Source organism: Pseudomonas lundensis (assembly GCF_002269125.1).
Lineage (GTDB): Bacteria > Pseudomonadota > Gammaproteobacteria > Pseudomonadales > Pseudomonadaceae > Aquipseudomonas > Aquipseudomonas lundensis_A.
In genome coordinates this window covers 1-25,639 of record NZ_NQKI01000040.1, presented here as the reverse complement: position 1 = coordinate 25,639, position 25,639 = coordinate 1, and the positions used below count along the sequence as shown (strand labels likewise).

The following is a 25,639-nucleotide window of genomic DNA, read 5'->3' as shown; positions in this document are numbered from 1 at the left end:
GTACCGGGCGCAACCCCGCCAGGCAACGCACAGCACGCTGCATGGACTGTTCACATCCTGCGCACAATAAAAAACCCGCCACTCTTGCAAGGGGCGGGTCTGGAGTCACCGGCGCGGATTAACGCTCCAGCAAAATCCGCAGCATGCGACGCAGCGGTTCGGCCGCGCCCCACAACAACTGGTCACCCACGGTGAAGGCGCCGAGGAACTGCGACCCCATGTTGAGTTTGCGCAGACGGCCGACCGGCACGTTCAGGGTACCGGTGACTTTTGTCGGACTCAGCTCTTGCATGCTGATCTCACGCTGATTGGGCACCAGCTTGACCCAAGGGTTGTGCTGGCTGATCAGGCCCTCAATGTCGGCAATCGGCACATCTTTGTTCAGCTTGATGGTCAACGCCTGGCTGTGACAGCGCATGGCGCCGATACGCACGCAAATGCCATCAACCGGAATCGGGTTTTTGAAACGCCCCAGAATCTTGTTGGTTTCGGCTTGCGCCTTCCATTCTTCACGGCTCTGGCCGTTAGGCAGTTCTTTGTCGATCCACGGGATCAGGCTGCCTGCCAGCGGCACACCGAAGTTCTCGGTCGGGTAGGCATCGCTGCGCATGGCTTGCGCCACTTTGCGATCGATATCGAGAATGGCGCTGGCCGGGTTGGCCAGTTCATCGGCGACAGCGGCGTGGGTCGCACCCATTTGCTTGATCAACTCGCGCATGTTCTGCGCGCCGGCACCGGATGCCGCCTGATAGGTCATGGCGCTCATCCATTCCACCAGACCGGCCTCGAACAGACCGCCAAGCCCCATCAGCATCAAGCTCACGGTGCAGTTGCCGCCCACGTAGTTTTTGGTGCCTGCATCGAGCTGCTGGTCAATCACCTTGCGGTTGACCGGATCCAGAATAATCACCGCGTCATCCTGCATGCGCAGGCTCGATGCCGCATCGATCCAGTAACCTTGCCAGCCCGCCTCACGCAGCTTCGGGAACACCTCATTGGTGTAGTCGCCGCCCTGGCAGGTCAGGATCACATCGAGGGTTTTCAACTCTTCAATGTTGTAGGCATCCTTGAGCGGAGCAATATCCTTGCCCACGGACGGCCCTTGTCCACCGACATTGGAGGTGGTGAAAAACACCGGCTCAATAAGATCGAAATCCTGCTCTTCCAGCATCCGCTGCATGAGCACGGAACCGACCATACCGCGCCAACCGACCAGACCTACACGTTTCATCGCAACTACACCTTTAACAAAAAGTGGGGTCGTTACTTCCACCAACAGGAAGTAACGGGCCCGAGAGATTACAGATTCTGCAGCGCGGCGACTACTGCATCGCCCATTTCCTGTGTACCGACCTTGGCACACCCCGCCGACCAGATATCACCCGTACGCAAACCTTGATCCAGAACCAGGCTTACGGCCCGCTCGATGGCGTCGGCCGCCGCCTGCTGATTGAAGCTGTAACGCAACATCATCGAGACGGACAAAATCGTGGCCAGCGGGTTGGCAATGCCCTGCCCCGCGATGTCCGGCGCAGAGCCGTGGCACGGCTCGTACATACCCTTGTTGTTGGCATCCAGGGAGGCCGAAGGCAGCATGCCGATGGAACCGGTGAGCATCGATGCCTCGTCGGAAAGGATGTCGCCGAACAGGTTATCGGTGACGATCACGTCGAACTGCTTGGGCGCGCGCACCAGTTGCATCGCGGCATTGTCGACGTACATGTGGCTCAATTCGACGTCCGGGTAATCCTTGGCCACGTGCTCAACGACTTCGCGCCACAGCTGGCTGGACGCCAGTACGTTGGCCTTGTCGACCGAACACAGTTTTTTGCCACGCACACGGGCCATGTCGAAACCGACTCGCGCAATACGGCGAATTTCGCTTTCGCTGTAGGGCAGCGTGTCGTAAGCCTGACGCTCGCCATTTTCAAGTTCGCGGGTGCCACGTGGCGCGCCAAAATAAATGCCACCGGTCAATTCACGGACGATCAGGATGTCGAGGCCCGCAACGATTTCCGGCTTGAGGCTCGACGCGTCTGCCAGTTGCGGATAAAGGATCGCAGGACGCAAGTTGCCAAACAGGCCCAATTGCGCACGGATTTTCAGCAACCCGCGCTCAGGACGAATATCGCGCTCAATGGTGTCCCATTTCGGACCACCCACCGCACCCAACAGTACAGCGTCCGCCGCGCGGGCGCGGTCCAGGGTTTCATCGGCCAACGGCACACCATGCTTGTCAATGGCCGCGCCGCCGATCACGTCATGGGTCAGCTCAAAGCCGAGCTGAAACTTGTCGTTGGCCAACTCCAGCACCTTGACCGCCTGAGCCATGATTTCTGGACCAATGCCGTCACCTGGAAGAATCAGAATCTGCTTGCTCATGGGTTCCTCTTTCTTGTCTGTCGATGCCCCCGCAGGCGCATCTGGAAAATTTTATCGTGTGGCCGTGTTTACTTTTCACACCACAGCACCAGCACATCGGTACTGAACGAGCCGTCGCTTTCAATTTCGAAATACTCACGCACCTCGGCGCCCATGGACTGTTGCAACACGCTAATGGCATGCCTGAGGGTGTCCGGCGTGCGCATGCGGGCAATCCAGGAGCCGAACTCTAATCGCAAACGCTGACGCTGCGTACTGCGCGTGTGCAGCCCCGCCTGGCTGATCTGCTCAAGCCACTCACCGGCAGCGTAATCGCGCACATGGCTGGTGTCGCGCAACACTTCAACCGTTTGCAAATACGTGTCAAGCAGAGGGCTGCCCGGCGACATCACGTCAATGAATGCAGCGACACCGCCGGGTTTGAGTACCCGCCGCACTTCTCGCAAGGCCTGACCGAGGTCGCTCCAGTGATGGGCCGAATAACGGCTCAGCACGTAATCGAACTCGCCGTCGGCAAAGGGCAAGCGTTCAGCGGCACCACACACGGTGCGGATATTCGGCAAATCGCGCTCAAGAGCAGCGCGGCTCACCACATCTAGCATCTGCTGCGACAGGTCGTAAGCGACCACCTCCCCGACCAGCGCCGCAACATGAAAACTGACGTGTCCGGCCCCGCAACCAAGGTCCAGCACCCGCACCGCAGGTTTGCCAGTCAACTCAGCCTGCAGCAGCGCAAACTCGGCGCCCTGGGCGTGAACAGCGCTGTTCAGGTAGGCCGACGCTTGCTCACCGAACTGTTTCTGTACAACTTGACTGTGCTGAGCGGTGCGGGTCATAGGAGCATCCTTCAGGTCATGGGCCTGAAGTCGCCGCCAAAGGCGGCGACTTCAAACAGTGAGTCAGTCGCGAAACAGCCACGGCTGGCTGGCGCGATGCGTGCTCTCAAACGCAGCAATGGCATCGCCATCCTGCAAGGTCAAACCGATGTCATCCAGGCCGTTGAGCAGGCAGTGCTTGCGGAACGCATCGATTTCAAAACTCAGTACCTTGCCGTCCGGGCGGGTCACCGTCTGCGCCTCAAGGTCGATCTTGAGTTGATAACCCGGCGTTGCTTCAACCTGAGCAAACAGTTCGTCAACCTCGGCGTCGCTCAGGATGATGGGCAACAAGCCGTTCTTGAAGCTGTTATTGAAGAAAATGTCGGCATAACTCGGCGCAATGATGCTACGAAAGCCATATTCTTCCAGCGCCCAGGGCGCGTGCTCACGGCTTGAGCCACAGCCAAAGTTTTCTCGCGCCAACAACACGCTCGCCCCCTGGTAGCGCTGGGCATTGAGCACGAAATCTTTGTTCAGCGGGCGCTTGGTGTTGTCCTGATACGGCTGGCCCACGTCCAGATAACGCCACTCATCAAACAGATTCGGGCCGAACCCCGTGCGCTTGATGGATTTCAAAAACTGCTTGGGAATGATCTGATCCGTGTCCACGTTGGCACGGTCCAGAGGCGCGACAAGACCGGTATGCTGGGTAAAAGCTTTCATGCTGCGCTCCTTAAATCAATTCGCGGACGTCGATGAAACGACCGTTTACCGCCGCGGCAGCGGCCATCGCCGGGCTCACCAGATGGGTGCGGCCACCAGCGCCCTGACGTCCTTCGAAGTTGCGGTTGGAGGTCGAAGCGCAATGCTCGCCCGACTCAAGGCGGTCAGGGTTCATCGCCAGACACATCGAGCACCCCGGCTCACGCCACTCAAAACCCGCCTCCAGGAAAATTTTATCGAGCCCTTCCGCTTCCGCTTGAGCCTTCACCAGGCCCGAGCCCGGCACGACAATCGCCTGCTTGATGGTCGAGGCCACCTTGCGGCCTTTGGCGATCACGGCTGCCGCACGCAAGTCTTCAATACGTGAGTTGGTGCACGAACCGATGAACACACGGTCCAGCTGGATATCCGTGATGGCCTGGTTGGCGTTCAACCCCATGTATTTCAACGCGCGCTCTATTGAACCGCGCTTGACCAGATCGGCTTCCTGCGCCGGATCGGGCACGTTCTGATCCACAGCCAACACCATTTCCGGCGAGGTGCCCCAGCTGACCTGCGGCTTGATCTGAGTCGCATCCAGCTCAACCACCGTGTCGAAGGCCGCGTCGGCATCAGACACCAATGCTTTCCAGGCTTCAACAGCCAGGTCCCACTCAGCGCCTTTGGGGGCGAACGGGCGGCCCTTGACGTATTCGACTGTCTTCTCATCGGCCGCCACCAGACCGACGCGGGCGCCCGCCTCAATGGCCATGTTGCAAATGGTCATACGGCCTTCAACGGACAAGTCGCGAATCGCGCTCCCGGCGAACTCAATGGCGTGGCCATTGCCACCGGCCGTGCCGATCTTGCCGATGACCGCAAGGACGATGTCCTTGGCCGTCACCCCAAATGGCAAGGGGCCTTCAACCCGCACCAACATGTTCTTCATCTTTTTGGCAACGAGGCACTGGGTGGCCAATACGTGCTCAACCTCGGACGTACCGATGCCATGCGCCAAGGCGCCGAACGCGCCATGGGTCGAGGTGTGCGAGTCGCCGCAGACCACGGTCATACCCGGCAATGTGGCGCCCTGCTCAGGGCCGATCACGTGAACGATGCCCTGACGCACGTCGTTCATCTTGAATTCGGTGATGCCGTACTCGTCGCAGTTGTCATCAAGGGTTTGCACTTGCAGACGGGAGACTTGATCGGCAATCGCTTCGATCCCGCCCTTGCGTTCCGGCGTGGTCGGTACGTTGTGGTCCGGGGTCGCGATATTGGCATCGATACGCCAAGGCTTGCGCCCTGCCAGACGCAAGCCTTCGAACGCTTGCGGCGAGGTCACTTCATGAATGATGTGACGGTCGATATAGATCAGCGCCGAACCGTCGTCGCGCTGCTTTACCAAATGCGAATCCCAGAGCTTGTCGTAGAGCGTTTTGCCGGCCATCACACGGTTCCTCATCAGCTACTTTCTGTGCCAATAACCACTTGGCTTGTGAGGCCGATCCTATGGCGTTAAAGTTAATAACTCAAATTCATAATTTTCATAGTTTGGATAACCAAAGGGAATTCGAAACATGGACCTCGCAAATCTCAATGCTTTTATTGCGATTGCAGAAACCGGCAGCTTTTCAGGTGCCGCCGAACGGTTGTTCCTGACCCAGCCGGCGATCAGCAAGCGCATTGCCAGCATTGAGCAACAACTCAAGCTCAGGCTGTTCGACCGACTGGGCCGCGAAGTCAGCCTGACCGAAGCCGGGCGTGCCCTCCTGCCTCGCGCCTATCAGATTCTTAACGTGCTGGACGACACCCGGCGCGCGCTGAACAACCTCAACGGAGAAGTCAGCGGCCGCCTGACTCTGGCTACCAGCCACCATATTGGCCTACACCGTTTGCCGCCCCTTCTGCGTGAATTCACCCGCACTTACCCCAAGGTCGCGCTGGATATTCAGTTTCTCGATTCAGAAGTGGCCTACGAAGAAATCCTGCATGGCCGCGCCGAACTGGCGGTTATTACGCTCGCGCCCGAACCGCATTCACTGATCCGCGCTGTACCGGTCTGGGATGACCCACTGGATTTTGTGGTTGCGCCTGAGCACTCGCTCACCCACAAGGGGCCGATTAGCCTGGCAGATATCGCGCACCACCCGGCGGTGTTTCCAGGCGGTAACACCTTTACCCACCACATCGTGCAGCGCCTGTTCGAGGCGCAAGGGTTGACCCCCAATATCGCCATGAGCACCAACTACCTGGAAACCATCAAAATGATGGTGTCCATCGGGTTGGCCTGGAGCGTATTGCCGCGCACCATGCTCGACGAACAAGTGGCATCTATCCGCTTGCCGGGCATACAGCTGACACGCCAGCTAGGCTATATCGTACATACCGAACGAACATTGTCGAATGCCGCACACGCCTTCATGACACTGCTGGATGGCCAGGTCGATACGCGGCACACTGCGCCGCACGCCTGAGCGCACTGTGGTTTTCTCTGTTCAAGGATTGCAGCCAATGCCAACACCCGCTGACCCTTTGCACCTACTTTGCGCCTTGACAGACAGCGACCCCTCAGCCGTGGAGCAAAGCTGGCACCAGACGCCACAATTGCTGTCTGCCTTGAAGGCGGCGCGCATGAGCGCCTGGTGCTGGGACATGGAAAGCGGCGATATCCGTTGGTCCGAGGGCTCCCAGGCGCTGTTCGGATTACCTGCCCGGCATGCCTTGCCGAGCCATCTCGATCAGCTCTCGGCGCTGCCCTTCGACGATTGGCCCAAGGCGCAACGTGTGTTTGATGCCGTGCTAAAAGGCGCCCCGTTGGAGCGCAGCACGCACCACCGGATCCGTTGGCCGGACGGAACATTGCACTGGCTGGAGATACGCGGCAGCCTGGTCTCAAAACCCGGGGCCAGGCCGCGCATGATGGGCGTCCTGCACGAAGTGACGCAGCAGCGTCAGCGCCAGCAGGCCCTAAACAGTTCTGAAGAACGTTTCGCGACCCTGTTTCACCTGTCCCCGAACATGGTGCTACTGGTGCGTATCGAGGACGGGCGAATCAGCGAAGCCAACCACTGTTTTGAAAGCTTGCTGGGCTGGCCGGTGACACACGCCATCGGCCGCACCACGCTGGAGTTGGGGCTATGGCCCGACCCGCAGCAACGCAGCACATTCATCCAAGCCATTCGCAATCAACACCCGCCGGTGGCGATGGAAGTGCAGCTGCGCGGCCGAAATGGCCAGTTGCACGACGGTATCCTCAGCGCACAGAGGGTCGAACTTGAGAACGAGGAATACCTGGTCAGCACCTTTCTCGACACGAGCGAGCGCAAAAAAACCGAGTTAGCCCTAAAAGACAGTCAGGAACGTCTGGATTTGGCGCTGGATTCGGCGCAGCTGGGTACCTGGGACTGGCACATACCCAGTGGCCAGCTCTATGGCTCGGCCCGTGCCGCACAGTTGCACGGGCTGGAAGCCGTGGCGTTCAATGAATCATTTGATGCGTTTTTCGAGGGTGTTCCGGCGCAAGAACGCAACAACATGCGCAATGCCTACCGCTCACTGCGCGAAGGCCCTGCCGGCAATTATCAATTAACCTACCGCGTGCAGCTCGAAAGTGGCGCCTCGCGCTACCTGGAAAGCCGCGCACGCCTGTACCGTGGCGATGACGGCCAACCCTTGCGCATGGCCGGAACATTGCTCGACATCACTGAGCAAGTGGAGCGCGAACAACGCCTGGTCGCCTCTGAAGAAAAATTTGCCAGCGTGTTTCAAACCAGTCCCGACCCGATTTGCGTCATGCAGGCCGACAGCGGGCAAGTGATGGAAATCAATGCCAGCTTCAGCCAAACCTTTGGCTGGGACATGGACGATTTGCGTGCCAACGGTGATAACCGGGCGCAGCACTTGCAACCCTTATTGAGCGCCTTGCAGGCACCGGCGCAAAACAACCTGACCCTTACCCTGTGGCATAAAAACACCGAAGCCCTCACTTGCGTGCTGACCAGTCGTCACATTGAAGTGGATGGTCAGACGTGCATTGTCGCCACCTTGCGCGACATTACCCAGCAACAGCGCGCCGAGGCGGTGCTTAAAGCCAGCGAGGAGAAATTCGCCAAGGCTTTTCACGCCAGCCCCGACGCCATCACCATCAGCGACTACGCCACGGGCTGTTATCTGGAAGTCAACGACGGTTTCACGCGGCTGACCGGTTATACCAGCGCCGAAGTCATGGGCCGCAGCCCTTACGAACTGGGCATTTGGGGTGACAGCTCGCTGCGTCAGGCGCTACTGGACGAGCTGGAAGAAAAAGGCCGTATCAGCAACCGTGAAATTTTGGGGCGGTCACGCCGTGGCGATCTGCTCAACGTGGAAATTTCCATCGAGCGCATCACCCTGAACGACACGGCCTGCCTGCTGCTGATCGCCCGTGACATCAGTCAACTGAAAGCCGCACAGGCTCAGGTGCGTCATCTGGCCTATCATGACCCGCTCACCAATCTGCCCAACCGGGCCTTGCTGATGGATCGCCTGACCCAGCAAAGCGCCTTGCTGTCACGGCATGACATGCGCGGTGCCCTGCTGTTCCTCGACCTTGACCACTTCAAACACATCAACGACTCACTGGGGCATCCGGTGGGCGATGCGGTGCTGAAAGTCATCACCGCCCGGCTTGAAGCCAGCGTGCGGGTCGAAGACACCGTGGCGCTACTGGGCGGCGACGAATTTGTGGTGCTGCTCAGCGGCCTTCACGGTTCGCTGGAGGAAGTCACCCGGCATGTGCGCGCCACGGCCGACACCCTGCGTGAATTGTTGGCCGAACCGATGTTTCTGGATGGTGAACGCCTGCAAGTCACTCCCAGCATCGGCATCGCGCTGATCCCCGATCACGGCTCCAAACCGGCAGACTTGTTCAAACGCGCCGACATTGCCCTGTACCGCGCCAAGGATTCGGGGCGCAACACCACGCAACTGTTCCACCCCGACATGCAGGCCGCCGCCAGCGAACGCATGCGCATAGAGAGTGATTTGCGCACCGCCCTGGCACGCAACGAATTCAGCCTGCACTATCAGCCGCAGGTCGATGCACGGACCAACCGCATAGTCGGCGCCGAAGCGCTGGTGCGTTGGCAACACCCGCAACTGGGGCCCCAGTCGCCGGGCGAGTTCATCAAAATCCTCGAAGACAGCGGATTGATTCTGGACGTGGGCACCTGGATTCTGGAGCAGGCCTGCCGTGATGCGGGTTCGCTGCTCAACGCAGGCCTGATCGATGCCAACGCTTTCCGCCTCTGCGTCAACATCAGCCCGCGTCAATTTCGCCAAAGCAACTTTGTCGAACGGGTAGAACGCAGCCTGCTGGCCCACAGCTTGCCCAGTACCCTGCTCAAGCTGGAAATCACCGAAGGTATCGTGATCCAGAACCTGGACGACACCATCGCCAAAATGCGTCAACTCACGGCCCTTGGCGTGAGTTTTGCGATGGACGATTTTGGTACCGGTTACTCTTCGCTGACGCACCTCAAGCGCCTGCCGGTCGACACGCTGAAAATTGACCAGTCATTCGTGCGCGATGCCATCAACGACCCGAATGACGCAGAGATTATCCGCGCCATTGTGGCGATGGCCCACAGCCTGAAACTCAACGTGGTAGCCGAAGGCGTCGAACGGCTGCAGCAATTGCAGTTTTTACAGAGCCTGGATTGCCACATCTATCAGGGGTATTTGCACAGCCGTCCGGTGCCTCTCAACGCGTTTTGCGCCCTGCTCAAGGCCTGAGTCGTGCGGCGGCAGGTGTAACCACTACAGGTTGGGACTGACCCGTTGCCAGGCCAGGTTGGCGATTTTCATCGAGCCGTTGAAATTAACCGGCACGTCAGGCGCCAGGTACAGCATGTCACCTTCAATACGACACGTACGGACTTGACGTTGCCCTCGCCAGTTAGGAAAGAAACTGACAAACATCTCGTGCTCCAGCAATCCGCGCGCTTCATCCACGTAGAAGGGGCCGCTGTAGGCAAAGTAGGTTTTACCCGCCTCCTTGTACTCATGCTCACTGGCCTCAAACGGATCATTGCTGGCCAGGTTAGTGCGTCCGGGCGGACAGAACTGGGCTGACATATACCCGTCAGGCGTATACATGATGATGCCTTCCGGGGTCGTGCCCATCGGGTGGGATTCAATGCCGGTGTCGGTATCGCGCTCCACAAAACTCACCAGTTTCCAGGCGCCAATCAGCGCATTTCGGTCTACGGTAGACATGGCATGCATTTCCTTTGCATAGGGATGGGAGAGCAAAGCCTGCAGGTCAGGCTTCACGAAACCGACAGCGTAGACGGCGATGCCGCAACGTCCATCTATATGCAATGCCACTTATCGAATTCCCCCTCAAACGGACTAGCCCGCAGCCAGTGGCGCTGTGAAATAATCCGGGCCCATCGATCAACAAGAACAATAAGGACGCTTCATGCACACCTCTGACATCTTTATTCTCAGTGCCCGACGCACCGCTATTGGCACCTTCGGTGGCGCGCTGAAAGACGTGCCCCTGTGCGACCTCGCCACCGTTGCCGTGACGGCTGCGCTGTGCAGCAGTCAGGTCGATCCCGAGCGCATGGGTCATGTGGTGATGGGTAATGTGATCCCTACCGAACCCCATGACGCCTACGTCGCGCGGGTTGCGGCGATGCGCGCAGGTATCCCGAAAGAGACGCCCGCCTACAACGTTAACCGCTTGTGCGGGTCGGGCTTGCAAGCCGTCATTGGTGCAGCCCATACGCTGATGCTCGGTGATGCCGAATTTGCCATCGGCGCCGGGGTCGAGTCCATGAGCCGCGGCCCGTATTTGCTGCCCGCTGCACGCTGGGGGGCACGCATGGGCAATGGCATGTTGCAAGACTACATGCTGGGGGTGCTGCACGACCCGTTTCAGGGCATGCACATAGGCGTCACTGCTGAAAACGTCGCTGAACGCAATGGCATCAGCCGCCAATTACAAGATGAATTGGCGCTTGCAGACCAACTGCGGGCGGCCCACGCCATCGCGCAGGGCTACTTCAAGGGGCAGATAGCCCCGGTCGACATTCATGCCCGCACAGGCAGCACGCAGTTCAGTGTCGATGAGCATCCGCGCGCCACTTCGCTGGAACAATTGGCCAGCATGCGCCCTGCGTTCAAAAAAGATGGCACCGTCACCGCCGGTAACGCCTCGGGCCTCAACGATGGCGCCGCCGCGCTGGTGTTGGCCAGCGCTGGCGCCGTGACTTCGGGCAATCTCACGCCCATGGCGCGACTGGTGGCGTATGCCCACGCCGGGGTGGAGCCTGAATTGATGGGGCTCGGGCCTGTCCCCGCCACCCGGCTGGCCCTTAAACGCGCCGGGTTAACCATCAACGACATGGACGTGATCGAGGCCAATATCGCCTTCGCGGCTCAAGCCTGTGCCGTCATGCAAGAACTGGACATGGACCCGGCCAAGGTCAACCCCAATGGTTCGGGCATTGCGCTGGGTCACCCGGTGGGTGCAACCGGTGCGATCATTGCCACCAAGGCCATCCATGAGCTGCACCGCATTCAGGGTCGCTATGCATTGGCCACCATGTGCATCGGCGGTGGTCAGGGGATCGCCGTGATCTTTGAACGGGTTTGACGCCACCATGAAGGACGCTGACGCATGAACGTCAGCGTCCAGTGTGCTTACTTGCTGGCCGTCAAGGTGGTGTAGCTGGTGATCAGGTTGCGGTAGTCCGGGATGTGATTGGAGAATAGCGCGCCCAACCCCTCCACGTCGTTACGCCAGTCGCGGTGCAGCTCACAGGCCAGGCCAAACCAGGTCATCAACTGCGCGCCGGAGGCGGACATGCGATCCCAGGCCGAGTGACGGGTGATTTCGTTGAACGTACCGGACGCGTCCGTGACCACGAACACCTCATAACCTTCAGCCAGGGCTGACAGTGCCGGAAATGCGACGCACACTTCGGTCACAACGCCAGCAATGATCAGCTGTTTTTTGCCCGTGGCCTTGACTGCCTTGACGAAGTCTTCGTTGTCCCAGGCGTTGATCTGCCCCGGGCGGGCAATGTAGGGCGCATCGGGGAACTGTGCCTTAAGCTCCGGCACCAGCGGGCCGTTGGGGCCTGTTTCAAAACTGGTGGTCAGAATGGTTGGCAACTTGAAGTACGTGGCCAGATCCGCCAGGGCCAGCACGTTGTTCTTGAACTTGTCCGGGTCGATGTCCCTGACCAACGACAGCAGGCCGGCCTGATGATCCACCAACAAAACGGCGGCATTATCCTTGTCCAAACGCTTGTAAGAAGTTGTCACAGGGTATTCCTCTGATGAGTGAATCAAGAACCGGGACCATGACCCTTCATGGCCCGGACGTGCGGCTTCACGCGTTACGACAATGAGGTCAGGCGGGCATGCGACCAAAACGGCCCGATTGAAAATCCACAAACGCCTGCTGAATCTCGGCCTCGCTGTTCATTACAAAGGGACCATGGCCCACGATCGGCTCATCAATGGGTTCGCCGCTCAGGATCAGGAACACCGCATCCTGATCGGCAGCGACATGCACGTGAGTGCCGTCGCGTTCAAACAACGCCAACTGGCCTTCACGCACCTCCTCCTGGCCATTGAGCTGCACCGCACCTTGCAGCACCACCAGTGCCGTGTTGTGGCCGTCGTGCAGATCAAAAGTAGCCGACTTGCCCGCTTGCAACCGAATATCCCACACCTGAATGTCGGTAAAGGTGTGCGCCGGGCCGCGGTGCCCTCCGAACTCACCGGCGATCAGACGCAGGTGTCCGGCATTGTCCTTGAGGGCCACATCCGGGATGTCCCGGTCCAGGATGCCCTGATAACCCGGTGCAGCCATCTTGTCTTTGGCGGGCAGGTTGACCCACAACTGGACCATTTCCAGGGTGCCGCCACGGCGGGCGAATGCCTGGGAATGGAACTCTTCATGCAGGATTCCGGACGCCGCCGTCATCCATTGCACATCACCGGGGCCGATCACACCGCCGTTACCGGTGGAATCGCGGTGTTCGACTTCGCCCTTGTAAACGATGGTGACAGTTTCAAACCCGCGATGCGGGTGTTGCCCTACGCCACGCCGTTGGGTAGTCGGCGTGAACTCGGCGGGGCCTGCGTAATCCAGCAACAGGAATGGGCTGATGTGTTTGCCCATCTGATCGTAAGAAAACATCGTGCGGACCGGAAAACCGTCGCCTACCCAGTGACGACGCGGCGCTGTGTATAGGCCAAGAATCTGTTTCATCGTGTACCTCCCGTGATTCGTGGCAACAGCTTAGAGTCGATATGTTTTGCTCAATAGACTGCGTTTTTGAGCCTTAGCGTTCTATTGGGAGGACGATGGGGCGCGGGCGTGCCCATGCACACACCCAGCACGCGGAGGGTTCAACTCGAAGAACGACTGGCGGGGCGGCTAATACAGCGTAGTAGTCATCGCTGCACCCCTGCCTAAATTACGTGTCATGCCCCTCGTTCTCTCCAGATAGCAAAGGCCGCGCGCCTGCCCCTTGACGGCGGATTTCTACTGAGATGGCAATGACTCAATCACGTTCTAAAACAGCCCTGTTGATCGGTCTTCCCCTGGCCTTGGCTGCCGCCATCGGTGGCGGTTTTCTGGTGTGGGACACGTTTTACAGAGGCAATCCGGGTTACCCGCTGGAAATCATCAAGCAAGCCGACGCGCTTCAGGACCGCATGTTGTCGTTTGACAGCCACATCACCGTGCCACTGGAATTCGGCACAGCGGGTAACGAAACCGACCAGGACGGTCCCGGTCAATTCGACCTGGCCAAGGCAGCCAAGGGTCGGTTATCCGGCGCAGCACTGACCGTGTTCGGCTGGCCGGAAATCTGGAACGGCCCTAACGCACCCCACCGCCCGACCGCAGGCTTCGTCGAGGCAGCGCGCAATGAGCAACAAGCGCGCTACCGGATCATCACCGGCATGGTCCGCGATTTCCCCAACCAAGTCGGCATCGCCTACACCCCGGATGACTTCCGACGCCTGCACGGCGAAGGAAAATTCGCAATTTTTATCAGCATGCTCAACGCCTACCCGTTGGGTAACGACATCAATCAACTGGACATGTGGGCCGCACGCGGCATGCGTATGTTTGGCTTCAGCTATGTGGGCAATAACGATTGGGCCGACTCGTCGCGTCCGCTGCCTTTCTTCAATGACACGCCCGATGCCCTCGACGGCCTGTCGGAAACCGGCAAGCAAGCGGTACGACGCCTGAACGATCTGGGTGTGATTATTGATGTGTCACAGATGTCGACCAAGGCGCTGGAGCAAGTCAGCCAACTCAGCCGCACGCCGATGGTGGCCTCGCATTCGGCCCCGCGAGCGCTGGTGGACATCCCGCGCAACCTCAGCGACAAAGAAATGCAGCTGATCAAGGACAGCGGCGGCGTGGTGCAAATTGTCGGCTTCCCCACCTACCTGCGCCCCTTGAGCAAGAGCAGTCAGGACAAACTCAACACCCTGCGCGGCCAGTTCGACTTGCCGCCATTGCACAGCCTGGAAATGGCCCTGATGCCGGGCGACGCGATTATCACCGTCTGGCCCGAGCAGCGCTTCGGTGAGTACGCGGCCGGGCTGTACGACATCCTCGAGGCGGAACCGAAAGCCACGCTCAAGGATTACGGCGATGCCATTGATTACGCCGTGAAGAAAATCGGTATCGACCACGTGGGCATCAGTTCTGACTTCAATGATGGCGGCGGACTCGATGGCTGGAAGGATGTCAGTGAGACCCGCAACGTCACGGCCGAGCTGTTGCAACGCGGCTACTCGGAAGCCGACATCGCCAAATTGTGGGGCGGAAATTTCCTGCGCGTGTGGGACACCGTGCAAAAAGCCGCCAAACCCGTTTCTCCTCAATAAGTGAACGTGCTGACCATGTTGACGTTGAACCCGCTGTATCGCCTCTCGCTGGCTGCCATGCTGTGCAGTCTGTCCGCTTTCGCCCACGCAAACGAACCCGCCAAACCGGGTACTGTATTCAAAGATTGCAAGGACTGCCCCGAAATGGTGGTGTTACCCACCGGCAGCTTCATGATGGGCACCCCGCTCGATGAAGTCGGCCGCGAGCCGGATGAAGGCCCGCTGCATAAAGTGACCTTCAGCAAGCCTCTGGCCATTAGCCGCTTTCAGATCACGGCCGCCGAGTTTGACGCCTACATCGGGGACACCGGGGTCACGATAGCCGACGGCGACGACAGGCCGGGACGCGCGTGCATTGCCAGCAAACCGCGCTACCCGCAGGGTCCGCGCCAACCGGCGGTGTGCATGGACTTTGACGATGTCAAACACTACGTCAGCTGGCTCTCGAAAAAGACAGGCAAACCCTATCGCATGGTCAGCGAAGCCACCCGCGAATATGCCGCCCGGGCAGGTTCGAGCGGCCCCTTCCCCTTCCCCTTCCCCATGGATGAAGGCAAGGAATACAGCATCGCCAAACATGCCAACACATATGGCCCGACCGATGGCTACAGCTACACCTCGCCCGTTGGCAGTTACCCGGCCAATGCGTTCGGCGTGTATGACATGCACGGTAACGTTTACGAGTGGCTCGAAGACTGCAAACACAACGACTACGTGGGCGCTCCCACTGACGGCAGCGCCTGGGTGACGGACAGCACCTGCGAACTGCGCCAGATTCGCGGCAACGACTGGGGCGAAGCGCCGGTATTCTCCCGTTCGGGCAACCGCAATGACATCTACCCGCAGACGCGGGGGGACTGGGTAGGTTTCCGGGTACAGCGCGCGCTTTAGCGTCTACACGAGGCTGCGCAAGAATTCGCAGCCTCGCCCCTCGACAGCGACAACCCCGGCGTGACGCCTGCTAAATCCCCGGCCTAATCACTCGTTCACAAAAGACTGTCCTTCCCGTGATTCAAGGAACTTTTGTTTATGAGCCAGCCCGCCACGCCACGCCCCACCCCCGGGGTTTTTCGAGAACTGCTCCACCTGCTCAAGCCGTTCCGGCTCATTGTCAGCCTGTCCGTCCTGCTCGGCATGGTGGGCGGCCTGAGCGTCACGGTGTTGTTGGCCACCATCAACAGTGCCTTGCACGCCGAGGGCGGCCTCACCCATCAGGTGGTTGCTCTGTTTGCCGGGCTCTGCCTACTGGCGCTCATCAGCACCATTTGTTCAGACATCGGCAGCAACTATGTTGGCCAGCACATCATCGCCCGGCTGCGCAAAGAGCTGGGGGAAAAAGTCCTGTCAGCGCCCATCTCGCAGATCGAGCGCTATCGCAGCCATCGCCTGATTCCCGTCCTGACCCATGACGTCGACACCATCAGCGACTTCGCTTTTGCCTTCGCGCCACTGGCGATTTCCCTGACAGTAACACTGGGCTGCATGGGCTATCTGGCCATGCTCTCGTGGCCGATGTTCCTGATGATGCTGGTGGCCATCGTCATCGGCACGGTGATTCAGTACATCGCGCGCGGCCACGGCCTGAACGGTTTCAATGAAGCCCGCGAAGCCGAAGACGATTTGCAAAAGCACTACAACGCCATTGCAGAAGGCGCCAAGGAGCTGCGCATTCACCGTGCGCGCCGCCAACGCATGTTCGTCTCGGGCATCCAGCGCACCGCGCAGAAAATCTGTGACATACAAGTGCGTTCGATCAACACCTTCGTGATCGCCAAGAGCCTGGGTTCGATGTTGTTCTTTGTGGTCATTGGCCTGGCGCTCGCCATGCAGTCGTTATGGCCCAGCACCAACCCCGGCGTAATCAGCGGTTTTGTACTGGTGCTGCTGTACATGAAAGGCCCGCTGGAGCACATGATCAGCACCCTGCCAATCATCAGTCGCGCGCAAATTGCCTTGCGCCGCATTGCAGACCTCTCCGAGCAGTTCAATTCCCCCGAACCGCACCTGCTGCTCAGTGAACCTGCTGCACAGGACAACACCGTTGACTGCCTTGAACTGGTGGATGTGAGCTACAGCTTCGCGCCTGTAGACGGCAGCGCGCCGTTTCGTCTGGGGCCGGTCAACCTAAAGATCAATGCGGGCGACATTGTGTTCATCGTCGGTGAAAACGGGTGTGGCAAAACCACCCTGATCAAATTGTTGCTGGGCCTGTATGCCCCCCAACAGGGCGAAATCCGTCTCAACGGGCAAGCCGTGACGGCACACAGCCGCGACGATTATCGGCAGCTGTTTACGACGATTTTTGCCGATTACTACCTGTTCGACGACGTGGTGCAGGGCGACATGAACATCCCGCAGGATGCCGAGCAATACCTCAAGCGCCTCGAAATATCGCACAAGGTCAGCATCAATGGCGGGCAGTTCAGCACCACCGACCTGTCGACGGGCCAGCGCAAGCGCCTGGCGCTGGTGAACGCCTGGCTCGAAGAGCGCCCGGTCTTGGTGTTCGATGAATGGGCTGCCGATCAGGACCCGACCTTCCGCAGGATTTTCTATACCGAATTGCTGCCGGACCTGAAGCGGCTGGGCAAGACCATCATCGTCATTTCCCACGACGACCGTTATTTCGACGTCGCTGACCATCTGGTGCGCATGGACAGCGGTAAGGTCAGCACGGCGCTGGAACCCGCTTGAAGCCCCCTGCCCCACAAGCCTTTACGTGCCGCTACCGACTGGGGTTGGTGCCTGCCAAAAATTAATCGACCTTTTTTCAGGCACTTCTTTCCGGTTTATCAATCGAGCTGCGTCTAATAACTATTCCCATTAACAGAAAATTACCCCCTCCTTCGGAGCTTCGGCACGTAATGCAACGACCAAACTTGAGACGGACCCCGCTTTCGATCGCTACCCAGCGCCAGACCGTTCGCCGCACGCTGTTGTCCAGTGCGTTGGTAGCCTCGGTGCTGCTGGGTTCATCCCTTGCTCAAGCGGCCCCGGTGGCCTTGAACATCCCGGCACAATCGCTGGCCAACGCGCTGAACGAACTGGGCAAGCAGGCCAACCTGCAGATCCTGTACAGCGCCGATCAGGTTCAAGGGATCAAATCGCATGCCGTGTCCGGCTCACTGGAACCGGTCAAAGCCCTGGAAACCCTGCTACAAGGCAGCGGCATGTCCTACCAGCTCAACGGTGATACCGTTATCCTCAGCACACCACAAGGCAAAGGGCTGGAGCTGGGGGCTACTACCATCTCCGGTCAAGGAATCGGCAATTCCCTGACCACCGAAGGCACAGGTTCCTACACAACGGGCGCCACCAGCAGTTCGACCAAACTGCCGCTTTCGATTCGGGAAACGCCACAGACCGTGACGGTCGTCACCCGCCAGAACATGGATGACCAGGGCGCACAAAGCATTGGCGATGTGCTGCGCAACGCGCCGGGCATTTCGACCCAGGCGTATGACAGCGACCGCATGGAGTATTCGGCCCGCGGTTACGCCATCACCAACTTCCAGTACGACGGTGTTAACTCGATGTACGACGGCGTTTTCGACGAGGGCGCCACCAAAGTCGACATGGCCTTGTATGACCGCGTCGACATCGTCAAAGGCGCAACCGGCCTGTTGTCGGGCTCGGGCGAGCCTTCAGCCACCGTGAACCTGATCCGTAAGAAACCGACCCGTGAATTTAAGGCTTCGATCACCGGCAGCGCGGGATCGTGGGACACCTACCGCACTGAAGCCGATGTGTCCGGACCGTTGAACGAAGACGGCAGCGTGCGCGGGCGCTTCGTCACCGCGTTGCAGGACGCTGATTCCTACATTGACCATTACTCAAAAAAGAATCAGGTGTTCTACGGCATCCTTGAAGCCGATATCACGCCGGACACGCTGTTTACCTTTGGCATGGACTACCAGAACATCAAGCCGCGCGGCTCATCCTGGACGGGTAATCCGTACTACTTCTCCAACTACACCAAGACCGATTTCAGCCGCTCGTTCAACCCGGCCACCGACTGGAGCCGTCGCGACGTGCAGGCGCGCACCACGTTCGCATCGCTGGAACACCGGTTCGCCAATGACTGGAAAATCAAAGGCACCTTGAACCAGCAGGTTAACGATCACGACACCCAGTTGGGCTCGGCCAGTGGCGGCATGCCCAATCCGGTCACGGGCGAAGGCATGTTCTTCTATTGGGGCAAGTGGGAGGGTCATCGCGTCCAGAACACCTTCGATCTCAACGCCACCGGGCCGTTCAGCCTGTTCGGGCGCGAGCATGAGCTGGTCGTGGGCTATACCTCCCAAGAGTCACGCCAAACCGGCGCGACCTTTGACGGCAGCCTGATCGAAAATGTCCCGGGCAGTATTTTCGACTGGAAGGGCAAATACCCGAAGCCGGACTTCCCGAAAAACGGCAAGTACGAGACCAACCAAAACCAGAACAGCGCTTACATCGCCGCACGTTTTAAACCGACTGACGACCTGTCGTTGATCCTTGGCAGCCGTGTCAGCGATTTCCAGTACAACAGCACCTACAAATATTACGTACAAGCACCGCCCACCTTTGAGGACAACAAAACCACGTCCAAGCAGCATGGCCGTGTGACGCCTTACGCCGGTGCCGTGTATGACATCAACGACACCTATTCGGTCTACGCCAGCTACACCTCGATTTACAAACCGGTCACCAATAGAAGCGCTTCGGGCACCACCTTGGCGCCGACTGAGGGCAACAGCTACGAAATCGGCCTCAAAAGCGAATATTTCGATGGCCGGCTGAACGCCAGCATTGCCGCGTTCCGTACCGAGCAGAAGAAACTGCCGATCCAGATTGGCACCAACCCTAATACCAACGAAGGCATTTTTGAATCGCTCGACGGTGCGACCACCAAAGGGGTGGAGTTCGAACTGAGCGGTGAAATCATGCCGGACTGGAACATCAGCGCCGGTTACACCTACGCCCAGACCCGCTCGGACGACGGCGAACGTGTGTACGGCTATCCGCTGGAAACCACCAAACCCGAAAACGTGGCCAAGCTGTTCACCACCTACCGCCTGCCGGGCCTGTTGAACAAAGTCACCGTCGGGGGCGGCGTGAACTGGCAAAGCCCGTTCTACGGCAAGATCTATAACGATGCCAAAGGCGACTACGATATCATCGAGCAGCACAGCTACGCCCTGGTCAACCTGATGACCCGTTACGAGTACAACGAGCACCTGACGTTCAACCTCAACGCCAACAACGTGTTCGACAAGAAGTACCTCACCGGTCTGGGCAACTTCAACACCACCTATTACGGTGAGCCGCGCAGCCTGATGCTGACCACCAAGTACACGTTCTAAGCGTTACCGGCAGCACCCAAAAAGCCCCGACACACCTGCGTCGGGGCTTTTGCATTCAGGGTTGCCACTGGGTTTTCTGATGGTCCAGTTTGCGGTCCAGAAAGCTGGCGGCGCTGATCAACGCCAGATGGGTCAGCGCCTGGGGCGTGTTGCCCAGATGCCTGGCATGGCAATCGAACTCTTCGGCATACAAGCCCAAGGGGTTGGCGTAACGCAGCAGCTGTTCGAACTCCAGGTGCGCCTTTTCTACCTGTCCGGCTCGCGCCAGACATTCCACGTACCAGAACGAACAGGCCGCAAACGCCCCTTCGGTGCCTTCAAGGCCGTCCATGCCCTCTTCCTCATTCAGGTAGCGGTACACCATGCCATCGCGCACCAACGTGCGTTCAATCGCCTGCAAGGTCGCCAACCAGCGCGGATCTGTGGCGCCGACAAAACGTACCAGCGGCATCAACAACATGGAACCGTCGAGCGCCGTGCCGCCTTTGTATTGCACGAAATGCCCGCGTTCTGCGTTCCAGAAGTTGTCCCAGATATCCGCGTGAATGGCCTGACGCGCAGCGTTCCAACGCTCAAAGGGGGCAGGCAGCGAACGCTTTGACGCCAGGCGGATGGCACGGTCCAGCGCCACCCAGCACATCAGCCGCGAATGCAGGAAGTGATGCTTCTCGCCGCGCATTTCCCAAATGCCCACATCTTTTTGATCCCAAACCTCACACACCTCATCAACAAGGCGAGTCACGTGCTGCCAGCCTTCATGGCTGATGGCCTCGCCGTATTTGTTGGTCAAATACACCGCATCCAGCAGCTCGCCATAGATGTCCAACTGCACTTGATCCACCGCGCCATTACCCACGCGCACGGGGGTGGCGCCGCCGTGGCCGGCCAGGTGAGCCAGCTCACGTTCCGGCAGTTCACGGCGACCGTCGATGCCATACATGATGTTGAGTTTGAGCGGCTGATCGCAGCAATCGCCAACACGACTGCGCAACCAACGCATGAAACTGTTGGCCTCTTCGACAAAACCGAGTCGGACAAAAGCGTAAACCGTGAAGGAAGCGTCGCGAATCCACGTGTAGCGGTAGTCCCAATTGCGTTCACCGCCGCGGGTTTCGGGCAGGCCAAAGGTGGCGGCCGCAATAATTGCCCCCTCTTTGCGCGAGGTCAGGAGTTTGAGCGCCAATGCCGAGCGATTGATCATTTCGCGCCAACGTCCGCGGTAAGTCGATTGCGCAAGCCACTGCCGCCAAAACTGCACCGTGTGCTGCAGCGCCAGCTCGCTGCTGCCCAGACGGACGCGCGGGTCTTGAGCTGCGCCGAGGATAAACTCCGCAGTCTGCCCCTGCTCCAGCATGAACGTACTGCACGCCGCCTGATGCTCAACGGTCAAAGGCTGGCTGGCAACCAGACGCAACGACGGTTGGCCAGACGCCTCAAAATACACATCCGCGCCTTGCGCCCGGGCTTGCGTGTCGGCCCGGGCGTAGTCATGACGCACCGCGCAGCGCGCGGTAAAGGCCGCCCGGCCACTGACCACCCGCACTCGACGCATCAGGACCGGCAACGCCTCAGCAGAATCACTGACGGGTAATAGATCCGTGACTTCCACCACCGCTTGCGCGCTCAGCCAGCGGGTTTGCAGAACATTGGTGTCAGGCAGGTAGATTTGTTCACGCCGGGCGTCCGGCATGTGCGGTGCCAACTGAAAGATGCCGGCCTCGGGGCTGTCGAGCAACGCGCAGAAGATTGAAGGACTGTCGAACTCCGGCCAGCAGAAAAAATCCACACTGCCTGTGTCATTCACCAACGCTGCGGTGCGCATGTCGCCGATGATGCCATGAGCTTCGATGTGACGTTGAGTTTCGGTATCGGGTTTAACCATTGCCGCGGAACTCCGGATAAAGGCTCATGCCGCCATCAATAAACAACGTGCTGCCCACCACGTAGTCGGACACATCGCTGGCCAGCCATACCACGGCGTTGGCCACATCTTCGGCCTCGCCCACGCGACCGTACGGGATCAACGTCAGAAGGGCCTGTTCCGCTTCACCTTCGGTGACATCACTGTTGATGGCCGTGCGGATCGCACCCGGCGCAATACTATTGATACGGATTTTCTGATGGCTGACTTCTTGCGCCAGGCTGCGCATCAACATGTCCAGCCCGCCTTTGGAGGTCGCGTAATTCACATGCCCGGCCCACGGAATCACCTGATGCACCGAACTCATGTGAATAATCTTGCCCGCCGCCCGCGACACCCCTTCACGAATGCCCTGACGGTTGAAGATGCGCAGCGCTGACCGTGCGCACAGAAACTGCCCGGTCAGGTTGACACCGATGACGGCGTTCCATTGCTCCAGAGTCATCTCGGCTGCCGGGGCATCCTGCTGAATGCCGGAATTGGCCAACAGAATGTCCAGATACCCGAACGTCTCCAGTGTCTGCTCGAACAAACGCTCGACATCCGCCTCTTTCGACACATCCCCGCCAAGGGCAATCGCCCTGCCTCCGCCCGCATTGATCTCGGCCGCCAGCGCCTGTGCGGGTTGCGCCTGCGCGTTGTAATGCACCACCACCGCGGCACCGGCTGCCGCCAGCGCCCGGGCACTGGCCGCGCCAATCCCGGAACTGCCGCCCGTGACCAGCGCCACCTGTTGCGTGAGAGAAATTTGCATGAGTGTCAGCACCTGTTTGTGAGTGGGCTTTGAGTGCTGACTGGTGCGGGACGGCAGGAGTTCCGTGGGACATCAGATCGCCTCACTCAATAGCCGGTGACTGCCTTGAAATTCAAACAATTGCTGAAAGCATCAGGCTTGAACATCGACCTGGAGCTATCGATCCGCCACGATAACCAAGCGCTGGGATGAGCACTGTATTAGAGGCATCTCGGATGTTTGGAAGGTATTTTCTGAAATTTGAAATCTGTATATCGCCGCGCAAGACAACGTTTGCGCCCCTTCCCGGCACAACAGCTGTTCCGTTTGAGGCCTTAATGCTGGCGCAGTCGCTTCGTATAGTGGCTTGCACCTGTACCCGTTAGGCCACTTACAAGAAGAAGGGGTTTGCATGAATAGCCTGAACGCTTCACTGCACCACGTTGATCTGCTGGATGCCGAGCATGACGCTGAATATTTCGAGTACAGCAAGGCGGCGAATCCGATTAGCGCCGGGTTGATTTCGCGTATTCCTTATCAGAACTTTCCATCATCGCTGTACGACGCTGGCCCTAGCCGTCTTATCCCTTTAGACCTGAGTGATGCACTGGGCTGTGAAGGGCCCGCAACCGGGCCGGGGCTGCTGGCGAGTTTCATCCGGCTCAATGCCGGTGAACGTCTGACCTTGTCCCCGACTGCGACGTCGCAGGTGTTGTATGTCATCGCCGGACGCGGTGGGTTGGCGCAAGGCGATGTGGCGTTTGAATGGGAGAAAGGGTGTTTTATCGCTGTCCCGGGAATGGAGGCTGTCGAGCTGGATGCCAGCGAGGACGCACGTTTTTACTACGTCCACGATGAGCCGCTGTTGCGCTATCTGGGTGTTACCCCCACCCAACAGCAATTCAGCGCCACGCTGTACCCGGCCCATAAAGCCAACGCCAAACTGCGCGAAGCTGCCGATGACCCGAGGGCTCAGGACCGCAGCCGTATCAGTATCCTGCTGGGCAACCGGCATTTCCCCCAAACACGCACAGTGACCCACGTGTTGTGGGCGATGTACGGGATTTTGCCTGCTGGTTCTGTACAGAAACCCCACCGCCACCAATCCATTGCTCTGGACTTCATCATTGACTGCCCGTCAGGGTGTTACACCTTGGTAGGCACGGACATTGACGAGACCGGTCAGATCCGCAATCCGACCCGGGTCGACTGGGCACCGGGGCTGGCGTTTGTCACGCCGCCAGGCTACTGGCATGCGCATTTCAATGAGTCGGACAGTGAGGCGTTTCTGATTCCGATCCAGGACGCAGGTTTGCAAACCTACCTGCGGGCACTGGATATCCGCTTCAGTTGAACCTCACGGCTGCCAATACGCCGGACTGCCCACCCGCTCGACCATAAAGTCGATGAAACAGCGCACCTTGGAAGACACGGTGCGCTTGGGTGGGTACACCAGCCACAGCGATGCAGGCACGTGTGTGGCTTGCACTTGCCACTGCGGTAGCCATTGCACCAAGGCCCCGGACGCCAGTTTCCGGGCCACCAGCCAGTCCGGCAAACACGCCACGCCGAGCCCTTGCTCCACCGCGAGCAATTGCGCGTCCAGGTCATTGATCCGCAAAGGCCCCGCCACGGGCACGCGTTCGACCGCGTGGTTATGCCCGAAAGCCGGCACAAAAAAAACCTCCTCCGGCAGGTTGCCATTGATCAACACCGCGCTCACTTCCTGGGGCACTGCCGGGGCCGGGTGTTGCTGTGCATAGGCCGCACTGACACACACCAATGTCCGCTCGCTGGCCAGTTTGCGCGCCTTTAGGCTTGAGTCGGGCAAGACGCCAATACGCACGGCCAGATCGACACCGGCATTGATCAGGCTTACGTGGTGATCGTCCAGTGTCAGTTCCAGCCGGACCTCGGGGTGTCGCGACATGAATTCGCCAAGTAACGGCAGAATGTGCTGACGGGCGAATGCGGGGGGAACATTCAGTTTCAACAGGCCGCGCGGGTGCTGGTTAAGCGAAGACGTTGCCTGTTTGGCGTGATCCAGCGCGTCGAGTACGCACACTGCATGTTGCAGGAATGTCTCTCCGCCTTCGGTCAGGCGCAAGGTGCGGGTGGAACGATTGAACAAGGCAATGCCCAGATCCTGCTCAAGGTCCTTGATATACCGCGAAACCGTCGAGGCTTTGATCGACAGTTTTTCGGCTGCCCGGGAAAAATTATTGGCCTGAGCTGCTTCGACAAAAGCACTCAGCGCTGCGAAATAGTCCATGACGGGCCTGCGCGAGGGGAAAGTCGCCAAAGGCTATCAGATTCACCTATTCCAGCGTGTAGGCCGCCAGGAGATTTCAGGTTGACCCTTCATGCCTTCGACTATATGGTGTGCCAACAAACAAACAGAAACACTACATGATGTGTTTTTTTCATTTAACCCACACTATTTGACAACCACAGCTCGTGGCCGAAATCCGCCTCCCCAAAAGGAAACCCCTATGTTGAATTGGGACAGTTCTGATACCGAAGACCTTGGCACACCTGCGGTGCAACCCGTTTCCACCGCGCTGGATGCACTCAATAGCGTTGGCGATCAGGAGGCTATGAAGGCACGTCAGGTCACAGCCGACGATACGCCCGCCATCATCCGCGCCAAGTCGGCCCTGAACACGCTGGATGTGGCTGAAGGTCTGGCCGAACTCGAAGGCGCCAGCGCCCGTGTCGCCGTTGATGAAAAGATGATGATCAACTGCCGTGCCGACCTTAACCAGCTCGTGCCGTTCAAGTACGACTGGGCCTGGCAGAAGTACCTCGACGGCTGCGCAAACCACTG

Annotated in this window: 19 protein-coding genes and 1 pseudogene; 9 read left to right on the top strand and 11 right to left on the bottom strand. The window is 59.0% G+C overall.

Annotated features, from left to right (window positions below; translation table 11 throughout):
- Window positions 1-118 precede the first annotated feature (118 nt).
- From asd to leuC, 5 genes are all read right to left on the bottom strand, one after another.
- On the bottom strand, window positions 119-1,231 hold the full coding sequence (gene asd, locus CJF39_RS19490) for an aspartate-semialdehyde dehydrogenase (RefSeq protein WP_094994914.1): 1,113 nt from the start codon (window positions 1,229-1,231) through the stop codon (window positions 119-121).
- Window positions 1,232-1,299: 68 nt separating this feature from the next.
- Window positions 1,300-2,382: a 3-isopropylmalate dehydrogenase gene (leuB, locus tag CJF39_RS19485; RefSeq protein ID WP_094994913.1), complete on the bottom strand. Its 1,083-nt coding sequence runs from the start codon at window positions 2,380-2,382 to the stop codon at window positions 1,300-1,302.
- Window positions 2,383-2,450: 68 nt separating this feature from the next.
- Window positions 2,451-3,218 carry a class I SAM-dependent methyltransferase gene (locus tag CJF39_RS19480; protein ID WP_094994912.1) on the bottom strand — a complete coding sequence of 256 codons (768 nt, stop codon included), beginning with the start codon at window positions 3,216-3,218 and terminating at the stop codon, window positions 2,451-2,453.
- A 63-nt stretch (window positions 3,219-3,281) separates the two neighbouring features.
- Window positions 3,282-3,923 (bottom strand): 3-isopropylmalate dehydratase small subunit, encoded by a 642-nt coding sequence (leuD, locus tag CJF39_RS19475; RefSeq protein WP_094994911.1) that lies wholly within the window; start codon window positions 3,921-3,923, stop codon window positions 3,282-3,284.
- 10 nt (window positions 3,924-3,933) lie between these two features.
- Window positions 3,934-5,352 carry a 3-isopropylmalate dehydratase large subunit gene (gene leuC / locus CJF39_RS19470; protein WP_094994910.1) on the bottom strand — a complete coding sequence of 473 codons (1,419 nt, stop codon included), beginning with the start codon at window positions 5,350-5,352 and terminating at the stop codon, window positions 3,934-3,936.
- A 130-nt stretch (window positions 5,353-5,482) separates the two neighbouring features.
- Between leuC and CJF39_RS19465 the strand changes: the two genes are divergently transcribed.
- Together CJF39_RS19465 and CJF39_RS19460 are read left to right on the top strand one after the other, a co-directional pair.
- Window positions 5,483-6,379 carry a LysR family transcriptional regulator gene (locus tag CJF39_RS19465; protein ID WP_094994909.1) on the top strand — a complete coding sequence of 299 codons (897 nt, stop codon included), beginning with the start codon at window positions 5,483-5,485 and terminating at the stop codon, window positions 6,377-6,379.
- Between the two features lie 37 nt (window positions 6,380-6,416).
- Entirely contained in the window at window positions 6,417-9,677 is a 3,261-nt protein-coding gene (locus CJF39_RS19460; RefSeq protein WP_094994908.1) for an EAL domain-containing protein, read from the top strand.
- 24 nt (window positions 9,678-9,701) lie between these two features.
- Here the strand turns inward: CJF39_RS19460 and CJF39_RS19455 are convergent, their stop codons facing one another.
- Entirely contained in the window at window positions 9,702-10,160 is a 459-nt protein-coding gene (locus CJF39_RS19455) for a lipocalin-like domain-containing protein (RefSeq protein ID WP_169964711.1), read from the bottom strand.
- A gap of 205 nt (window positions 10,161-10,365) precedes the next feature.
- Here CJF39_RS19455 and CJF39_RS19450 point away from each other — a divergent pair, with 205 nt between their 5' ends.
- On the top strand, window positions 10,366-11,547 hold the full coding sequence (locus CJF39_RS19450) for an acetyl-CoA C-acyltransferase family protein (RefSeq protein ID WP_094994906.1): 1,182 nt from the start codon (window positions 10,366-10,368) through the stop codon (window positions 11,545-11,547).
- A gap of 47 nt (window positions 11,548-11,594) precedes the next feature.
- On the opposite strand, the gene ycaC is transcribed toward CJF39_RS19450, so the two are convergent.
- Window positions 11,595-12,221 carry an isochorismate family cysteine hydrolase YcaC gene (ycaC, locus tag CJF39_RS19445; RefSeq protein ID WP_094994905.1) on the bottom strand — a complete coding sequence of 209 codons (627 nt, stop codon included), beginning with the start codon at window positions 12,219-12,221 and terminating at the stop codon, window positions 11,595-11,597.
- Window positions 12,222-12,309: 88 nt separating this feature from the next.
- Window positions 12,310-13,176, bottom strand: a complete 867-nt coding sequence (locus CJF39_RS19440; RefSeq protein WP_094994904.1) for a pirin family protein — start codon at window positions 13,174-13,176, stop codon at window positions 12,310-12,312.
- Window positions 13,177-13,466: 290 nt separating this feature from the next.
- On the opposite strand from CJF39_RS19440, the gene pvdM reads away from it, so the two are divergent.
- From pvdM to CJF39_RS19420, 4 genes are all read left to right on the top strand, one after another.
- A complete protein-coding gene (gene pvdM, locus CJF39_RS19435) occupies window positions 13,467-14,816 on the top strand; it encodes a pyoverdine-tailoring dipeptidase-like protein PvdM (protein WP_094994903.1) in 1,350 nt (449 codons plus the stop codon).
- 15 nt (window positions 14,817-14,831) lie between these two features.
- Complete coding sequence (locus CJF39_RS19430; protein WP_094994902.1) at window positions 14,832-15,707, top strand: formylglycine-generating enzyme family protein; 876 nt, start codon at window positions 14,832-14,834, stop codon at window positions 15,705-15,707.
- Window positions 15,708-15,845: 138 nt separating this feature from the next.
- The gene (locus CJF39_RS19425; RefSeq protein ID WP_094994901.1) at window positions 15,846-17,510 is read left to right on the top strand and encodes a cyclic peptide export ABC transporter; all 1,665 of its coding nucleotides are present in this window, start codon (window positions 15,846-15,848) and stop codon (window positions 17,508-17,510) included.
- A 170-nt stretch (window positions 17,511-17,680) separates the two neighbouring features.
- Window positions 17,681-20,158, top strand: a complete 2,478-nt coding sequence (locus tag CJF39_RS19420) for a TonB-dependent siderophore receptor (RefSeq protein WP_094994900.1) — start codon at window positions 17,681-17,683, stop codon at window positions 20,156-20,158.
- 55 nt (window positions 20,159-20,213) lie between these two features.
- On the opposite strand, the gene CJF39_RS19415 is transcribed toward CJF39_RS19420, so the two are convergent.
- Both CJF39_RS19415 and CJF39_RS19410 read right to left on the bottom strand, forming a co-directional pair.
- Window positions 20,214-22,040 carry a glycoside hydrolase family 15 protein gene (locus CJF39_RS19415; RefSeq protein WP_094994899.1) on the bottom strand — a complete coding sequence of 609 codons (1,827 nt, stop codon included), beginning with the start codon at window positions 22,038-22,040 and terminating at the stop codon, window positions 20,214-20,216.
- Complete coding sequence (locus CJF39_RS19410; protein ID WP_094994898.1) at window positions 22,033-22,833, bottom strand: glucose 1-dehydrogenase; 801 nt, start codon at window positions 22,831-22,833, stop codon at window positions 22,033-22,035. The genes CJF39_RS19415 and CJF39_RS19410 overlap by 8 nt, the downstream gene beginning before the upstream one ends.
- A gap of 391 nt (window positions 22,834-23,224) precedes the next feature.
- Here CJF39_RS19410 and CJF39_RS19405 point away from each other — a divergent pair, with 391 nt between their 5' ends.
- On the top strand, window positions 23,225-24,166 hold the full coding sequence (locus CJF39_RS19405) for a cupin (protein WP_094994897.1): 942 nt from the start codon (window positions 23,225-23,227) through the stop codon (window positions 24,164-24,166).
- 3 nt (window positions 24,167-24,169) lie between these two features.
- Here CJF39_RS19405 and CJF39_RS19400 read toward each other — a convergent pair whose 3' ends face one another.
- Window positions 24,170-25,084: a LysR family transcriptional regulator gene (locus CJF39_RS19400; protein ID WP_094994896.1), complete on the bottom strand. Its 915-nt coding sequence runs from the start codon at window positions 25,082-25,084 to the stop codon at window positions 24,170-24,172.
- A gap of 325 nt (window positions 25,085-25,409) precedes the next feature.
- On the opposite strand from CJF39_RS19400, the pseudogene CJF39_RS19395 reads away from it, so the two are divergent.
- Window positions 25,410-25,639: pseudogene (locus tag CJF39_RS19395) on the top strand (ribonucleotide-diphosphate reductase subunit beta); the annotation flags it as partial.

Bases quoted from the DNA above. Each gene is read 5' to 3' on its own strand.
- asd (WP_094994914.1), bottom strand. From the start codon at position 1,231: ATGAAACGTGTAGGTCTGGTCGGTTGGCGCGGTATGGTCGGTTCCGTG.
- leuB (WP_094994913.1), bottom strand. From the start codon at position 2,382: ATGAGCAAGCAGATTCTGATTCTTCCAGGTGACGGCATTGGTCCAGAA.
- CJF39_RS19480 (WP_094994912.1), bottom strand. From the start codon at position 3,218: ATGACCCGCACCGCTCAGCACAGTCAAGTTGTACAGAAACAGTTCGGT.
- leuD (WP_094994911.1), bottom strand. From the start codon at position 3,923: ATGAAAGCTTTTACCCAGCATACCGGTCTTGTCGCGCCTCTGGACCGT.
- leuC (WP_094994910.1), bottom strand. From the start codon at position 5,352: ATGGCCGGCAAAACGCTCTACGACAAGCTCTGGGATTCGCATTTGGTA.
- CJF39_RS19465 (WP_094994909.1), top strand. From the start codon at position 5,483: ATGGACCTCGCAAATCTCAATGCTTTTATTGCGATTGCAGAAACCGGC.
- CJF39_RS19460 (WP_094994908.1), top strand. From the start codon at position 6,417: ATGCCAACACCCGCTGACCCTTTGCACCTACTTTGCGCCTTGACAGAC.
- CJF39_RS19455 (WP_169964711.1), bottom strand. From the start codon at position 10,160: ATGTCTACCGTAGACCGAAATGCGCTGATTGGCGCCTGGAAACTGGTG.
- CJF39_RS19450 (WP_094994906.1), top strand. From the start codon at position 10,366: ATGCACACCTCTGACATCTTTATTCTCAGTGCCCGACGCACCGCTATT.
- CJF39_RS19440 (WP_094994904.1), bottom strand. From the start codon at position 13,176: ATGAAACAGATTCTTGGCCTATACACAGCGCCGCGTCGTCACTGGGTA.
- pvdM (WP_094994903.1), top strand. From the start codon at position 13,467: ATGACTCAATCACGTTCTAAAACAGCCCTGTTGATCGGTCTTCCCCTG.
- CJF39_RS19430 (WP_094994902.1), top strand. From the start codon at position 14,832: ATGTTGACGTTGAACCCGCTGTATCGCCTCTCGCTGGCTGCCATGCTG.
- CJF39_RS19425 (WP_094994901.1), top strand. From the start codon at position 15,846: ATGAGCCAGCCCGCCACGCCACGCCCCACCCCCGGGGTTTTTCGAGAA.
- CJF39_RS19420 (WP_094994900.1), top strand. From the start codon at position 17,681: ATGCAACGACCAAACTTGAGACGGACCCCGCTTTCGATCGCTACCCAG.
- CJF39_RS19415 (WP_094994899.1), bottom strand. From the start codon at position 22,040: ATGGTTAAACCCGATACCGAAACTCAACGTCACATCGAAGCTCATGGC.
- CJF39_RS19410 (WP_094994898.1), bottom strand. From the start codon at position 22,833: ATGCAAATTTCTCTCACGCAACAGGTGGCGCTGGTCACGGGCGGCAGT.
- CJF39_RS19405 (WP_094994897.1), top strand. From the start codon at position 23,225: ATGAATAGCCTGAACGCTTCACTGCACCACGTTGATCTGCTGGATGCC.
- CJF39_RS19400 (WP_094994896.1), bottom strand. From the start codon at position 25,084: ATGGACTATTTCGCAGCGCTGAGTGCTTTTGTCGAAGCAGCTCAGGCC.